The organism is Siphonobacter sp. SORGH_AS_1065, from assembly GCF_030818595.1.
Taxonomy (GTDB): Bacteria; Bacteroidota; Bacteroidia; order Cytophagales; family Spirosomataceae; genus Siphonobacter.
In genome coordinates this window covers 121,018-137,738 of sequence record NZ_JAUTAM010000007.1, presented here as the reverse complement: position 1 = coordinate 137,738, position 16,721 = coordinate 121,018, and the positions used below count along the sequence as shown (strand labels likewise).

Here is a 16,721-nt window from a genome sequence, read left to right as displayed (position 1 = left end):
AGAAATTCGTAATATAAATTAGGTAATTAGGAGTTTTGCATATAATCAATGTAGTTAGCTGGCCTATTCATCCTTATATAAAATAAATAGATTAGATGATTCAAATACCCGTTTTTGTTGTAGTTGATAATAACACGGATTACCAGAGTATTTTAAAAATGGCTTTTCATAGAAGCCAGACCGACGGACAGTTACACTTTAGTGAAGACGCCAACCAGTTATTTGACTTACTTGAAAATCTTGATTCAAAGCCCGATCTCTTTATCCTGGATTATGAATTGTCCTCATCCAATGGCATAGAGGTAGCTAAACGCATTATAAAATCAGAAAAATGGAAAACGGTTCCAATTATTATCTTTTCTTTTCTGGATAGTGCAAAAGTGAAAAAACAAGCTCTTGAACTCGGCATCAAAGCCTTTATTGCCAAGCCAGAAAGTTACAATGGTACAATTGAATTCTGGAATGCAATCCGTACTTATTTATAAGTGAGGATTGTATTAGGTGCATGCAAAAGTAATAGCTGGTAAGAAAAGAAGGGTGTTAATAAATGAGATAGTTGTTATGGTAAATACTTACAATAATGTAAAAAGCCAGTAACATACAAGTAATATATGGTAGAGAATTTTGCAGCTTAACAGCAATTGATCACATGCAACGAGCTTTATCTGCAACGATTCTTTTAGGGGCTGCTTTATGGGCGTGTACGGATCACACCGACCCTGATAATAGCGGCGTAGTACTTCAAAATCATTCGGTAACCCCAGTGTTACTGAAGAAAAAAACGGGCTTCGAGAACCTGGAACTTTTCTCGCTCATTGGGTCTGACGACGTGCTTCCTCAGTCACCCGGTTTCGTTTTCGGAGGTTCTGCGGATGGCTCAGGTTTATTGAAAAACGCAGATGGCACCTTCTCGATGCTCATCAACCACGAGGATAACTTCTCCGTTTCACGGATTACCCTGGATAAAACCTTCAAACCCGTGAAAGGAGAATACATCCTTAATTCGGATGGAGGCCAGTATCGTTTGTGTTCGGCTACGATGGCAACGCCAAAGGAACACGGCTTTGGTCCCGTTTATCTGACTTGTGGTGAATCCAGCGAGGAGTCTCAGATTCATGCCCTGGATCCCTACTCTATGCCCGGAGCGGCCAGCACCTCCCGCACGAAATCTTCGTTGGGTCGTCAGAATGCAGAACAGGCCTTGCCCTTACCTAAAACGGCCTATACGGGTAAAACGGTTATCATTGTAGGGGATGACGACAGCGGAACCAATGGCGGTCAGGTGTTTATGTACATGGCGGATCAGGTGGGTGATCTGGATAATGGGTCGTATTACACGATGCGTCGCAAGGACTTGAACCAGCGGGAAATGGACATGAAAGAAGGGCAGAAATACGCCGTTGAATTTGTTAAAATTGAAGATCAGAAAACGCTGACGGGCCACCAGATGAACCAGAAGGTTGATACTGAACTGAAATCCATCAAATTTGGTCGGGTTGAAGACGTGGATTACCGCAAAGATGGCATCGGTCGCGAGCTGTATTTCAATGTAACCGGACAAAATAATACGGGAGTTAATGCTGATTATTCCCGTACCAAATACGGACGTACCTACCGTCTGGTATTGGATGCTAACAACCCGTTAAATGGGCAACTGGAAGTGATTCTGGACGGTGATGACCGCAGTGGTAAAGCTAAAACGTTCCAGGATGTGGATAACATTTGCGTGACGAAAAACTACGTTTACGTGCAGGAAGATCCCAACGGTTACGGAGATGAAAAGCACGACAGCTACATTTATCAGTATAACATTGCTACGGGTGAACTGAAAGTAGTGCTGGAGATAGATCACCACCGTACGGCGGCTGATAAAGAAAAGTATAACCAGAACGAGTCAGCCACGCAATACGTGGAGTCACGCCTGGGTAGCTGGGAATACGGCTCAATGGTAGACATTTCGGAAGCCACCGGACAGGATGCTACCTTTATGTTGATGGTTCAGCCTCACAGTTGGCGTTCGTCCAAATACGCAGGCGTGGATGGCGGAAGCATTCGTAAAAACGAAAATCAGGCGAGTCAGGTAGTAATTATCCGTGGCTTACCTCGCTAGTTATCAATAAAGTAACACCTAATTCCTGCCGGGTAACTGGCAGGAATTTCTGCTTTTTATTCATGAAAAAAAGCTTGATTTTTTGTTTGAGTTTAGGAATTCTGGCGGGGGTAATCTGGTGGGGATGCCAGCCTGGGCGGAGTCGTGCGGCACTCGTTCAGGAACAATTTCGAAAAGATATTATTCAACTGGATTCATCGGTTAGTTTATTACTAAAAAGCGTTGAAAACAAAGCAAAGCCCGCTGAGATTCAGAGCCACTTCTGCCAAGCCCGCCTCGCCTACAAACGGGTGGAGTGGCTGACGGATTATTATTTTCCGGAAACGGCAAAAAACCTGAACGGCCCGCCACTGGACGAATTTGAAGAGGCTGATCAAGTGGTCATTCCGCCCGAGGGTTTCCAGGTCATTGAAGAATACCTGTTTCCGCACGTAGACACCACCCAGAATGCTGCTTTATTGCAACATCTGAAGGTATTAAAGGCGAATCTGACCCGCCTGACCTTTATGGATGGTTCGAACCAGCTAACCGATCAGCATATTTTCGATGCGGCCCGGCTGGAGCTTTTCCGCATTTTTACACTCGGCATTTCCGGCTTTGATTCTCCCGCCGCTTTGCATTCTTTACCCGAAGCCAGAGCAGCTCTTAGGGCTATAGAAGATAACATTAACGTATATAGAGAAGAGTTACAGGAAGAAGACCCGGTTTTGGCTCAACAATTACAGCGGCAATTTGAATTATGCCATCAGCCTTTACAGGGGTCGTTTGAAGCGTTCAATCGTCTGGACTACCTGACTGAACACCTGAATCCCTTGAGTAAAAAGTTATATGAAGCCCAGTTAGCCCTTCATATAGAACCCTTTGGAGAATCGAGAGCCTTGTCGGCTTCGGCTATGACGATGCATGATTCGGCTGCTTTTAACCCCGAACATTACCTATCCGTTGCCAGCCAGGGAACCACTCCGCAAAAAGTGGAACTGGGTAAACGTCTGTTTTATGATCCGATTCTTTCCGGTAATCATCAACGCAGTTGTGCTTCGTGTCACCAGCCGGACAAGGCCTTTACCGATGGTATAACGCGGAGTGCTTCATTGTCGGGCGGGACGATTCAACGCAATACGCCGAGTTTATTAAATGCTGCCTTGCAAGCTCGTCTTTTTAGCGACTCACGCGTGGTTTATCTGGAAGATCAGGCTCAGGATGTGATTGCCAATATTGACGAAATGCATGGCTCTTTAGAGAAGGCCGTGGATGAGCTTCAGCATCATGCAGCCTATAAGAAAGCTTTTCAAAAGGCTTATCCGACAGAAGCCATTAGTCCTCAAACGATTCGTAACGCCATTGCCGCTTACGAGCGAACGCTGCTGTCCCTGAATAGTCGCTTTGATCAGTACGTTCGGGGTAACTATAAAGCCCTGAATGCCAGTGAGAAAAGAGGGTTTAATCTCTTTGCGGGGAAGGCCAAATGTGCGACCTGCCATTTTCTGCCTCTGATGAATGGAACGGTACCGCCTTTCTATGAAAAAGCAGAAAGTGAAGTGTTGGGCGTACCGGCACAGGCTGGTTGGAAAAACCTTAGCCTGGATTCGGACTTGGGAAAATACAACTTAACCAAAGCAGATCTGCATCGACATGCCTTCAAAACACCTACCGTGCGGAACGTCGAGTTAACAGCCCCTTACATGCACAATGGTGTTTATAAAACCCTCGAAGAAGTCGTCGAGTTTTATGATCGCGGTGGTGGGCAGGGATTAGGCTTGATAGTACCCAATCAAACCCTAGCCGCTGATCCGCTTCACTTAACAATCGAAGAAAAAGCAGATCTGGTTAACTTTATGAAAGCATTAACAGATGTATCTGCTATTCAGTAATTTATAGGAGTGGTAACTTAATCAGAAGAGCGTATGAATGGCTAATGTTCATACGCTCTTCTGATTTATCTGGCCGACTTAGATATTTTAAGAACCTATTTTCTGGTTTTTAATTGGCTAGTTACTGGTTTTGCCGAATTGGATCCTTCATAATAAGCTAGTTGAGTAGTTGATTTAACTTATCTAAGGTTGTATAACATTTTACAAACGCACGTTTATAAAATGTTATACAACCCTTCATGAAGAGTTTATTATACTCAGAAATGGATAAAAATATATAATAGTTGTTGAAAAGGCTTGAAAAGTTACTTCGCGAGAATGGCGTAGATGAAAAAAATAAGACAGAGACCGGCTCTGTCTTATTCTTACGAAAATGAGATTAGTTGCAACTATCCCCTATAAAATCATTACTTTTTTCGTATAAACACCCGAATGGTCCTGGATGCGAAGCAAATACGTTCCAGTCTGTAATCGATGGGAAGGAGTTACTTGAAGAGTTCTACTTTCGATCTGATGGGTGGAAACGGAAATTTCAATGCCTTGGGTACTTATCATTTTTACTTGAGTATCAGCATCCTGCACGCGAATGGCGAAGCTTTCGCCGTGATTAGGGTTGGGGTATACCGCGTGTAAACGATTTTCAGGAGAATCGATAATTATTGAAACCATCCGCAGGTTATGAATGGTGCCGTCAGTATCCATTTGTTTCAGCCGATAATAGTTTACGCCAAAACTGGGGTTAGTATCCAGGAATGAGTAATTTTTCGTTGCTGTAGACTTCCCTTGGGCAGCTACAGTCTTGATGGTTTCAAAAGACTTACCGTCCTGACTTCGTTCAATGGCAAAATAGGAGCTGTTCGATTCCTGGGCTGTAGACCAGGTTAATTTCGTTTGCTGCTGATCCGTAGCCTGAGCTTTGAAAGTAGCTAACTCTACTGGAAGGCTTTTATTATTCGTCTGACATCCGCTTACGTCCGCACTAAATACCTGATAGTGATTTTCTCCACCCGATTGATTATAACTCAAGGCCACTACCTGACCGTCGATGTTACTTGAAATGGTTTTTTCGAAATCAGCGTTTGGAGCGAGAATCGTACCCCTGATTGTATTATTGCGAGATTTCAACGTAAGTGTTGTGGTATTGGGGAAATTAAATAAAATGTATTGCCCCTGCTGATCTCCAATGCCGGAAATATCAATGGAATTCCAGTTAATGGTTGTTCCTTCGGTAATGTTAATAACAAAAGGAGTAGTACTATTAGGCTGAATATTATCTTTAAAAACCAGCGTACTAATCTTATTTAGTTGTTCGCCAGTTAAATCTAGAAAATTGACTTTATCCCGCGTTAATTTTACTTCTACACGTCCTGAACTAGGGATTTCATTAGCAGTAATTTTTCCCTTATTCGCATTTGATGCTTTGTCTGTATCATACAGATCTACAGAGGATTGACAGTTGGCAATCAGGGTAGAGTTATCCTGAAGCTGACTAAAAATGGATTCCATATCCAGCTTTTCACTCTTCTGGATCTGAACACTTTCAACGGGTTGAGTGGTAGATAATTCAATGCGTGGATTCTGGTTACGAATGGTATTAATATCCGTTACCAATGTTTTTTTAACGATTCTGGTAGTCTCTGTTCCCTGATTACCATTGTTTACGGTAGAGGTGCTTAAGTCACCAATTTTAACGTAACGACTGTTGTCCACTTTTACAGTATTTCCAGCGTTATAGTCTACTTTACCACCCACGTACAAGCCTATAAGTTTTCCTTCCACACCCGTGTAAGTACCTACGGAATGAATATTTACCTGATAGTTACCCTTTATAGTAAGGTTTCCACCAACGGCCATTGGCCCATCGGTTTCATTACTACTAATGGTCAAATTATTCTTAACCATGACATTAAATCCTTTTGCGGGTGTAAGCGGATTTTGAGCCATTAAAGCAATACCTGATAAAAGAAATCCAATGGAGAAGGTAATAGTTTTTTTCATGTTGATTAGTTGACGGATGATCCTGGTTGTTAGATATAAGCATAAGAGACCCAGGCTCTGTTGATTGGTCAGAGCTGAAAATAGATCAATACGCGACTTACCAGAACTTTATAAAAGTCTGGGTTAGATAGCATTATATGCTTGCGTTACATGATTGACGTATTGACGATTATGTATATACGTACACAAAAATCAATTAAATAAATTCTACTTCCGGGTTGGATTTTCAAATGAACAGCAAACGGGATGAGTAACGATCAGTAGTTATGAGTAGTGGCGGTTGCCTGGCGGAGCTATGATTTACTCATAAAGACTCATAAAAGAAGATTCTGAGCGGGAATCAACGCAGAATACAAGTCTTCTGATCTTAGTTATTGGCGGATACTATAATCTCATCGTTCTTAACCACTAGAAACATATGGCAGTATGCCGCTTTTAAGAACTCCCCAAAATTAGGTACATATTGGTATTGTAGCAAATTAAATTTTGTCACTTTATGAAAATTAGACTAGTGATGTAATGATCAAAGGTCTGTTTGCTATAGGTATGTATCGGGATTGATATATTAAGTTAATAAACTCATTCATGCGTTGTATCCTTGAGTTTATTAGAAATTTTATTTTATAATACACTCATTATCAATGATTAAATAAATCAAAGTTACAATAACTTACTAACTAGTTAAGCTATTCGAGTCAGCTATTGATGTTAAGGCAATAAATATGTAGCAAATTTCATAAGCTATTTTTAACAGTTTATGATGAAATTCTACCAATGAGTAGTAATAGATTCAATAGTGTATCATTAGAATTATATCTCTACTTTAATAAAAATGAAAAAGAGAACTAACTCAGGCCAGCTAGTTCTCTTTTTCTTCTATTAATTATAAGTCAATAGACGATCGGCTATGGATTTCTTGCCCGCCTGAACGCTGCAACTCCTGAGCAATAACTTCATATTCAGCATCGCTTCTAGGCGTAACTCCTAACACAATTCCTCCTTCCTTCAGACTGTTTTCATAATACTCCGCTCGCTCCTGGGGAATTCCAGATCCTACCAGAGCACCAATAATGCCACCAGTCAGTCCACCGGCTCCTGCTCCGGTCAAGGCCGCCAGAAGCGGACCTGCTACCACCAGACCTAAGCCAGGTAATACAACGACTGTCCCCAGAGCTGCTATCGCTCCAACAATGGCTCCGGCAGCTCCGCCGATGGCTGAACCAACGCCAGCTTTTTCAAGAGCTTTGTTACCCAATTCGGACGTATTTTCCTGATCTTTGAAACGTTCACGCGTTTCGTCTGACATTAATACAGAAATGTCTTTGGATGAAAACCCGTGATTGATCAATGCGTTATAAGCATTTTCAGCGTCTTTCGTATTAGCGAACACCCCCGTTACAACAGCATCAGAAGGGTGAGTTGGATTTACTGCATTCATAGTTATGGATGGCTTAGTTGATAATATATGTATGCTTATATAATCATACCAGTGAAGGTTTTGGATGGTAAAGTGGGGCCATTATCGGCCTGGTTGGGGCATTTCTTTTCTAGTAAAATCAATTCCATAGATCAGATTTAACCGAAAGCCCTGATTAATCTCATAAATAGGTCGGTTGCTGGCAGGGTCAAGATCAGCCTGACGCGTGATTTGATGCAGATACCCCAGCTCCAGTTTCAAATCATCGTTAAATTGATAACCGACACCCCCCAGAATTCGATTCTGATTGTAGACATTATCATCTTTGCCCAGATTAATAAAAAGCTCGTCAAAAGCAGTCAGATAAAATTCCCGATCATCGATACTTGAGCCTTGTAAGGGATACTGAATTTCGAGTTGATAGCGAATCCGGTTGGCGTAATCCCAGGTATCAAGATGGTGAACTCCTTTGACGGTAGATTCGCCCATCCAACGCTGTTCTACTCGGATTCGTTGTTCCAGATTGAAACGGGCAAGGGTTTGCGACCATTGAATGTCTTCGTACAAACGGTGTTCCCGATTGGGTACCATTTGCCCGGCTATGGGATGCTCGCCATAAGGATAAGTAGTCAGATTGGTATAACCACCGGATACTTTTACTAGCTCATGCAATGAATAAACAGCTCCTATGCGAGCCAGCGATTGCTGCCAGGAACGAATAAATTGCGTTCGCCGCCATTGGTATTCGGTATGAATAGCCCATTTTTTGCTTACTTGATGATTGCCATTATAAGTAAACCAACCGATCGAGTTACGATCAACGATACGTTCGGATTGAGCCCGGGTAATGAAGGGTATTGAAAAAAGAAGAAGTAGAGATAAGATAGATTTCATGTTAGTAGAAGTGAGTATAGATAGATAAAAAACGTTTGCCACATTAGCACTGATTTTTTAATAAATTATAAAAACGTTACTTAAACGTTATAATTTCTATAAAAGTAAATTAATACAAACTAATGCGTAGTCCCCACTTATAAGCTGTCTAACACTACAATTTCAAAACCTACTACGAATGGAAATGATTACGGCTCCCTACCACTACTTGACTCTGGTGATTATTTACTGATTTACATCCTACCGGCCAGAGGCCTACAGCCAAGCAGTCACTCGGCTAGAGCCGAGCGACTGCGAGAGATGTGTTATTTGAGAAAGCATTTTCTAGTGATGATCCACTGGTTTACATCCTCTCGGCCAGAGGCCTATAGCCAAGTAGTCGCTCGGCTCTCACCGAGCGACTGCGAGAGTGGGGAGCCACTCTATGACCCCATAACTTCGCAATCCTTCGCTTCGCTCTGGATGACAGCGGTAAGAAGATGGTAACAGTAGTAATCCGCGACTGTGTCGCGGACGCCCGAGAAATGCGTATGTGACGCTAAATGTTACTGATGCAGACGAGCAATGGTCATGAGTAGATATAAGATAATCCCACAGCTCATATCGAATACTTTAATCAGCTCTAGCAACGGAGTATCAGAGCTTGCTTATGTAGAATTTCCGTATGCTTGATGGAGGTTAACTATTCAATCGGGACGATACTCCCCTCTCCTTCCAGGCCACAAGTAAAAGGCTTCCCGTGTTCGGACGTGAAAACGCCATCTTCTCCCAGATCTTCTTTCCGTCTTACTGAGAAATTAATGTTATAAAACTTCTTGTAAGTCCCCCCAATTGATCCATAGGAATAATGCGGTGCGTTCAGAAACAAGAAAACCTGGAAGTCAAAAACTTCCGGGTTACGAATGAAATTCTCTAAATCTATTTAGGTAAGGCTTCTAAAACGGTCTTCACCAGGCCATCTATTGCCTTTGTTTCAATCCAGCGAACTACCATGACCAGTTCGTGATCAGGATCTACATAAATTATATTTGTTCCGTTACCCACGTGAGTAAAAGCCGTTTCGGGAGCACTGGCTAAATACTTCTTATCCGTATTCAAAAACCAGTTCATGTATCCATACGTTGGCTGAGCAAGAGTTGGCGTGCGTGCCTGACTTACCCATTTTTCGGACAATAGTTGCTTGCCATTCCAATTACCTTTGTGCATGGTTAACAAACCAAAACGGCCCATGTCATACGCATTAATAAACATGCCCCCACCCCAGTGGCCGCCACCACTTACCGACTGAACGGGCTGCCCGTCGAGCACAATCCAGGCATTGCGGTAGCCCGTCCATCGCCAGGTATTAGAAGCTCCAATGGGGTCCATAATGTGCGTTTTCAGCACTTCGGGCAAAGGCTTCCGCCAAACACTGGTCGTGGCCAGAGCCAAGGCGTTTACCCGCACATCATTGTACTCATACGTGCTACCTGGTTTATTTCGGGGGCGTGTTCGCCACTCTGATGCATTCGCACTGGGACGGTCAGCCCATTCTGGTTTTCCCCACAACGTGCCTTCCCAATCGCTCGTTTGCCGCAGCAGATGATCCCAGGTAATGGTGCGGTTATGAGGTGTAGCGAAAGGTTGCAGTAATTCAGGCTCGCCCAATTGATCAGCCGCACGCATGAGTGGTTGTGCGAACACTTCGATGGGCGGCACATACGGAGCCACGGTATCGTTCACATTCCGAATCAATCCCTGATCTACGGCCAGTCCAACGACAGTAGACAAAAAGCTTTTTGTCACACTGTGCGTCATGTCGCATCGCATGGGTTCACCCCAACTAGCTACGACATACCCTTTGTAGATGATTAACCCCGTAGGTTCCCCACGTTCGGCAAAAGGGCCAATAGCAAAGCCGTAAGGTTCTTTCCCGAAACTCTGGTAGTGCGACATTTCCATGCTTCGGGGGTTTTTACTTTCATTACCCTTCGCATAGTTGATTGCTGATGCAATTTGAGTGGCATTCAAACCCAGGTCCTGCGGGCTTTTCTGCTCCCAGTTTTGAGCAGTGGGAAAGTACGGAGTTGGAGCGGCAGCCTTCTTTTTTTGAGCTATGCTTGTGGAAACACTCAAGAGAAGAAAAGTAATCGCTGTTGATGATCGACGAATAGACATCATAAGGATGGGCACGAGAAGACAGTTCAGTCAAAATTACTAGATCAACCGTAGCAAATCCATAATTAACTTCAATTTAGAAGAGTTTAACGTTTAGGGAAATCCGTTCAATCACTTCTATTCTTATTTAAGTCTGTGAAATTGCATTAATTAATGCTTGAAATATACGCAACTATCTAATTATCAGTATCTTACCCAGTATCAATTTGAATTATGTGGTGATTGTAGTTTAGGCATTCCTTGCATCATTGAATAATATATCTATTCACTAGAAAAAATATCATTGATTATCAGAGTATTACTTAATAAAATGGTACCTTAGAGCCAGTAGATAATACCTGCTTGTGTATCCTGTTCCTCGTGTTTACAATTCACCGAACGTATGAAACTTATCTTCTTAGTACTTGGCCTACTGGGGTATCCGCTATGGGGTATCTCTCAAACTGCTCAGAGGGATTCTGTGGTGTTTCTTAGAGCGAACACGATTGAATTAACGTCTAATTTTCCTGAAGACGATCTTTATCACATCTCCCAGGTTTACTTGATTGGTCAGGGTTATCAATTAGAGACCAATCCATCTACTCATAAATTAGTGGTGGGAGTTTTAGAAGATGAGGCCTTATCCAAAAAACATAAAGTACGCATACAAATTCGCAAAGATGGCTTGTTTCTTCAATGGGAACACCCTCTCAATCAAAGCATGGGATATGCCGCTATTTCGTACTTACCCAGCTCCCCTTACTGGCCTATTTTTGAAGCTTTGGCCGATGAATTGAAAGGGTATTTAAAGGGCTCTGACAAGTATTACCTAAATTTATAAATCGCCGAAAAAGGTGTTTAAACGATTCAATTAACTTATAATAGGTATGAAAATAAAAAGACCTGCTTGTCGTCACAAGCAGGTCAAATTTTTTACATCTATCAGTCGTCAAAGCCGCCACTAATCTGACTGACTTAGTGATTCAAATATAAACTTCCGATATACGCCCAAACCATCGTCTTCGATGAATGGTACTATTTTTTCGATGAAATGTATAAAATGGCGGTTAAATGGTTTTGTTTAAAATAATCTTATAAACAAAACATTTTTATTAAACGATGGCAATACCTCCTCTTTAAAAACCACTAACTTATGATAATAAAAAGCTTGAAATATAGGCAAACAGTCATTAATTGTTTACTAATCATTCTTGATTCCATTGTATTATTTAGTATCGCTTAAAACCGGAAGCTTAGGAATAGATGTTAGATTTTTAATACACCGGAAACTTCACTAATAATTAATTATTTTCTACCACTTTTATTTAAGTTAGGCTATGGACGTATACCAATGCATGTACGTTTACTGTGAATAAACTATTACCAATAATCAATTATCTTATCTTACTAGCTATTTATTTTAGTTGACATTATTTAGAGATAGATTTGAACCATTTTTTGCCAGGAGTCCGCTTCGTGAGCCCGACCTTCCCAGATATAGAATTCATTGGAAATGTTTTTCTGATCTAAAGCCGCACGTAATTGCAAGCTACTGCTAAGAAACGGATCGGTATTGCCAATCGTTAACACGAAATGCAACTTTTGTAATTCTTCCAGTAAATGCACGTCGTGGAGGTTGGGCAGGAAGTGATTAGGCGTATGGTAATAAATGGTATCGTCGTAATATTCGTCGAACAATCCGCGGAATTCGGATACCGGTGCGGAAAGATCATAACGTCCACTAAAAGCAACGACCTTTCGAAACCGTTGCGGGTGCCGTAAAGCAATATTAACCGCATGAAAAGCCCCAAAACTACAGCCATGAACGATCAGAAATGAATCAGGATTCAGTGTTTCACTGTAGGGAAGGACTTCGTCGAGAATGTAATGCTCATACTGAATGTGCCGCTTGATTCGTTCCGAAGGAGGAATACTCTGACTGTACAGGCTCTCCGCATCAATGGAATCCACGCAAAATAACTGGAGCCACCCCTGGTCAATTTTATCCTGAATAGCCTCAACCAAGCCTAGTCTTTCGTATTCATAAAAACGTCCGCGTCGAGTAGGAAACACCAGAACCCGGGCCCCGGCGTGTCCATAGACTTTCATTTCCATCTGCTTTTGCAGAGCCGTACTAAACCAGGCGTGAGCAGTACCCGACATTCCCATTATGGTAGTTAAAGTTCCGAAGGTCTATACTTTTTAAGTAGTTTTTACGCTTCGGAAGATCAAGAAATCGTTAAAAAATTCCTTTCTGCTTCTTCAGTATTTCTGTCCATAATCGGTAACCTGCCGGACTTAAATGCAGGCCATCCGATTCAAATAACTCCTTTCTTGGACGATTATCCGTTCCCAGCATCGCCGAGTGGGTATCGACATATGTAAAATCAGGCGTCTCGCTTATTTTTTGAGCGATAAGCGAGTTGGTATAACGGATTCGGTCAATCAGGTCCCAGCGGGCCAGACTTGGTTTAATGGAGATGAAGTATAAAGGGATACCGGGAAGCCGATGCTGCATCTTCTCAACCACGGTGCAGAAAAACAGGTATACTTCTTCAGGATTTCGCTGATCTCCGAGGTCATTATCACCCGCATAAAAAACTACTGATTTGGGTTTGCGGGGTAAAAGCAAATCATCAAAAAACCAGGAACACGCAGCTAAGGTCGAGCCGCCGAAACCAATATTAACCGTTGGCGTACCAGGAAAATCCTGAGCTAACGTGGACCATAAACGGATGGAGGAGCTTCCGTAGAATACTGTGCTTTGCAGGGGGGCATTCGCAACTCTTTGCTGAAGTTGCCGTACTTCGTCTTCGTACCAATTCATTCAAAAAACCATTAAAGCAAGCAAATTAACGATCCTGAGTCGAAAGCGGAAGGAATCTTTTGCTTTTACCGCCAGAATCTAAAAGATTATCTGAGTATTGCTAATTACTGCCTGTAGGAAACTATTTTCGCAGGAATACAGCTAGAGTTTCATGCACGATTTTGTTCTGATTCATACCACTATTCCAGCGTTATCCGAAAGTCAGTTGATCCGTTACAGTCTGGATTTTAACCATTCGGATCTGGTGGATATTTTGCCACAAACGCTGAAGGTAAATGAAGGTGTTTTCAATAAGACGTCCCGGGCGAATCCATTTCCCAGCGTACGGGTTAGTCAGACCGAAGATTCGGTGCAGGTTTCGTGTAGCTGTAACCGTTCGGCGGGCGGCCTCTGTGACCATGAAGTACAGGTGTTAATGGCCATTAAAAGTCGTAAGGAGCTACTTATTTTCTTTGACTCAACGCTACGTCAGAACGAAATGCGAAGAGTAGCCGAGGGATACGGACTCGAAAATGAAGAAAATCTGGAGGATTATTTTGAGCTGGAATACACTGCCCGGACATACGTCATTAAACCCCTTATGGCTGAGTTATTTCCAGTAACTCCTCAGTCAACGGATGAATTACGAGCGATTTTATTTCCTGACGAATCTTTTAGTAATGAGACGATTACCCGGCGAATCGTAGTCTTTTCAAAGCCCCGTTTTCAGGATCGGTTCGTCATTACTTTGCATGAAGCCGCGGTTACTAAACAGGGTAAGCTCAAAAATCCCATTTCGGTCATCAACCCGCTGGATGTCATTGAGGCCTCCATGAAGGAAGCCGAACTGAAAGCGTATACCAGTCTGGCGAAATTCCAGAATCCACATCGGCTCAAACGCGAAGCCGCGGACATTGACAGTCTTAAATTTTTGCTGGATTTAAACCTTGAAGTATATTATCACGATCCCCGGATTTCAGAGAACATTAATGCTCCCTCGCTTTTTCCTATTCAGTTGAAAAAATTGCCGCTGGATTTGACCTTATCCGTTCATAAACAGGACGTGATGTATCAGATCAAAGCCACGCTGGATATTAACCATCAATCCTTTTCGTTGGAGCATCTGAGACTTCGTTACGAATATTTTCTGGAGTTTCAGGGCAGTTTATTACTAATTGATCACGTCCAGTATTTACGGATTATCACGGTTTTCAAGCAGAAAAATCATGCCTTAGTAATTCATCAATCCAGGTTTGAAGATTTTCGTAATAATCTGTTAATCAGTCTTGAAAATCGGGTTAAAGTCAAGTATTCCTACCTCAAACCTGCCACTCCCCGGCAACGGGAAGAGAGTGGTTTTGACGAACCGCCTCAGCGACTGATTTACCTGACGGATTCCGATCAATACATTTCCCTAATGCCAGTGCTCAAATACGGCTCGCTCGAAGTGCCGATTCTTTCGCAGCGACAAATTTACGGGCTTGATCCACTCGGCAATCCGTTTACCCTGGAACGCGACGAAGAAGCTGAAATAGCTTTCACCAGTCTCATTCTGTCTCAGCATCCGAACTTCATGCAGCACCCGGAAGAGCCTTACTATCAGCTAACTAAGGGCGATTTTTTAGACGAACTTTGGATACTCGACGCATGGGAATACTGGCAGCAACAAGGGATCACCGTTTTAGGTTTTAATACCCTCAAAAACAATCGGTTAAATCCGAATAAAGCTAAAATTAGCGTACATGTCACCAGCGGTATTAGTTGGTTTGAAACGTCTATTGGTGTTTATTTTGGGAAACAACGGGTAAGCCTGAAGCACTTGCATCAGGCCGTAAAAAACCGAAACCGTTTCGTTAAACTGGATGACGGAACGCAGGGCTTATTACCACAAGAGTGGCTGGAGAAGTTTGCCCGCTATTTTCAGTCTGGAGAAGTAGTAAAAGAAACGCTGCACACACCGAAAGTTCATTACGCTGACATTCGGACGATGTACGAGGAAGAAGTACTAGATTCAGACGTTATGCGGGAAATCTCGCTGTATGAATCGAAATTTGCGAACCTTTCGAGTAGACCCGCTCCAGAAATTCCGGCAAGTCTCAACGCCTCTCTGCGGGATTACCAGAAACAGGGGGTACACTGGCTTCAGATTCTGGATGAACTAGGATTCGGTGGCTGCCTGGCGGATGACATGGGTTTGGGGAAAACGCTTCAAGTGATTACCTTTTTGCTACTTCAGAAAAACCAGAGACCAGACTCGACAAGCCTGATTGTGGTGCCGACATCTTTATTAGCAAACTGGCAAAATGAAGTAGCCCGCTTTGCTCCTTCCTTGGGATTGAAGATTCTGTACGGCCCTGATCGAATTGCCAATACGCAAGATTTTTTAACTTATGATATCATTCTGACCACCTATGGAACGCTGGTATCAGATGTGCATTACCTGAAAAATTTTGCGTTTAATTACCTCATTCTGGATGAATCTCAGGCCATCAAAAACCCGGATTCCCAACGGTACAAAGCGGCCCGATTATTACAGTCGCGGAACAAGCTGGTATTAACCGGCACCCCCATCGAAAACCATACCTTCGATTTATACGGCCAATTGTCTTTTGCCTGTCCGGGCCTTTTAGGGAGTTACACCTATTTCAAGGAACATTACTCCATGCCCATTGATCGCTACCAGGATCGGAAACGGGCCGATGAGCTTCATGAAAAAATCAATCCTTTCGTTCTTCGTCGAACCAAAGCTCAGGTAGCTAGTGAATTACCCGATAAAACGGAGATGGTGATTTTCTGCGAAATGGGTTCCGAGCAACGTCGGGTATATACGGCTTTCGAACAAGAATTCCGGCATTTTCTGCTAACTAAAAAAGAAGGCGATTTACCCCGTCGGAAACTGCGGGTGTTGCAAGGTTTAACAAAACTCCGGCAAATCTGTGACTCGCCGATACTGGTTAATGACGAGGAGTATTACGGGAATCATTCGGCGAAAATTGATACGTTAATTGAACAGATTGAAGAACGGGCTCCTGATCATAAAATCCTGGTTTTCTCGCAGTTTGTCAGCATGCTGGAGTTAATCAGAACCGAACTTGAGCAGAGAGGCATTGGCTACGAATACCTGACGGGGCAAACCCGAAACCGGGCGGAGCGGGTAAATCGTTTTCAGGAAAATGAAGATGTTCGGGTTTTTCTGATCAGTTTGAAAGCAGGTGGAACGGGCCTGAATCTAACGCGGGCCGATTATGTCTATCTGGTAGATCCGTGGTGGAATCCGGCGGTAGAAAATCAGGCCATCGACCGTTGTTACCGCATTGGTCAAAAAAAGAACGTCGTGGCGGTTCGTCTGATTTGCCCTGATACGATTGAAGAAAAAATCCTGCAATTGCAGCAAAACAAAACCTTTCTGGCTCAGGGGTTGATCAAAGCTCAGGATGTAGAAAGCTGGAACACAGATGATTTGCTGAAACTATTTCAATAAGCTTTTAT

General features: G+C 42.9%; 11 protein-coding genes. 5 read left to right on the top strand and 6 right to left on the bottom strand.

All coding sequences use genetic code 11. The features are described from left to right. Nucleotides 1–95: 95 nt before the first annotated feature. The 3 genes from QE390_RS22265 to QE390_RS22255 all read left to right on the top strand — a co-directional run bounded on the left by QE390_RS22265 (nucleotide 96) and on the right by QE390_RS22255 (nucleotide 3,981). On the top strand, nucleotides 96–485 hold the full coding sequence (locus QE390_RS22265; RefSeq protein WP_307143939.1) for a response regulator: 390 nt from the start codon (nucleotides 96–98) through the stop codon (nucleotides 483–485). 164 nt (nucleotides 486–649) lie between these two features. Next, the gene (locus tag QE390_RS22260; RefSeq protein ID WP_307143938.1) at nucleotides 650–2,110 is read left to right on the top strand and encodes a hypothetical protein; all 1,461 of its coding nucleotides are present in this window, start codon (nucleotides 650–652) and stop codon (nucleotides 2,108–2,110) included. Nucleotides 2,111–2,172: 62 nt separating this feature from the next. Next, nucleotides 2,173–3,981, top strand: a complete 1,809-nt coding sequence (locus QE390_RS22255; RefSeq protein ID WP_307143937.1) for a cytochrome c peroxidase — start codon at nucleotides 2,173–2,175, stop codon at nucleotides 3,979–3,981. Nucleotides 3,982–4,377: 396 nt separating this feature from the next. Here QE390_RS22255 and QE390_RS22250 read toward each other — a convergent pair whose 3' ends face one another. From QE390_RS22250 to QE390_RS22235, 4 genes are all read right to left on the bottom strand, one after another. Then, on the bottom strand, nucleotides 4,378–5,979 hold the full coding sequence (locus tag QE390_RS22250; RefSeq protein ID WP_307143936.1) for a collagen-binding domain-containing protein: 1,602 nt from the start codon (nucleotides 5,977–5,979) through the stop codon (nucleotides 4,378–4,380). Between the two features lie 883 nt (nucleotides 5,980–6,862). Next, nucleotides 6,863–7,417 carry a hypothetical protein gene (locus QE390_RS22245; RefSeq protein WP_307143935.1) on the bottom strand — a complete coding sequence of 185 codons (555 nt, stop codon included), beginning with the start codon at nucleotides 7,415–7,417 and terminating at the stop codon, nucleotides 6,863–6,865. 81 nt (nucleotides 7,418–7,498) lie between these two features. Next, complete coding sequence (locus QE390_RS22240) at nucleotides 7,499–8,290, bottom strand: DUF2490 domain-containing protein (RefSeq protein ID WP_307143934.1); 792 nt, start codon at nucleotides 8,288–8,290, stop codon at nucleotides 7,499–7,501. A gap of 918 nt (nucleotides 8,291–9,208) precedes the next feature. Next, nucleotides 9,209–10,450, bottom strand: coding sequence for a serine hydrolase (locus QE390_RS22235; RefSeq protein WP_307143933.1), 1,242 nt, complete (start codon nucleotides 10,448–10,450; stop codon nucleotides 9,209–9,211). A 379-nt stretch (nucleotides 10,451–10,829) separates the two neighbouring features. Here QE390_RS22235 and QE390_RS22230 point away from each other — a divergent pair, with 379 nt between their 5' ends. Next, on the top strand, nucleotides 10,830–11,267 hold the full coding sequence (locus tag QE390_RS22230) for a hypothetical protein (RefSeq protein WP_307143932.1): 438 nt from the start codon (nucleotides 10,830–10,832) through the stop codon (nucleotides 11,265–11,267). A 593-nt stretch (nucleotides 11,268–11,860) separates the two neighbouring features. Here the strand turns inward: QE390_RS22230 and QE390_RS22225 are convergent. Together QE390_RS22225 and QE390_RS22220 are read right to left on the bottom strand one after the other, a co-directional pair. Further along, on the bottom strand, nucleotides 11,861–12,589 hold the full coding sequence (locus QE390_RS22225) for an esterase family protein (RefSeq protein ID WP_307143931.1): 729 nt from the start codon (nucleotides 12,587–12,589) through the stop codon (nucleotides 11,861–11,863). A 76-nt stretch (nucleotides 12,590–12,665) separates the two neighbouring features. After that, a complete protein-coding gene (locus QE390_RS22220) occupies nucleotides 12,666–13,253 on the bottom strand; it encodes an SGNH/GDSL hydrolase family protein (RefSeq protein ID WP_307143930.1) in 588 nt (195 codons plus the stop codon). 151 nt (nucleotides 13,254–13,404) lie between these two features. Here QE390_RS22220 and QE390_RS22215 point away from each other — a divergent pair, with 151 nt between their 5' ends. Further along, nucleotides 13,405–16,713, top strand: a complete 3,309-nt coding sequence (locus tag QE390_RS22215) for a DEAD/DEAH box helicase (protein WP_307143929.1) — start codon at nucleotides 13,405–13,407, stop codon at nucleotides 16,711–16,713. Nucleotides 16,714–16,721 lie beyond the last annotated feature (8 nt).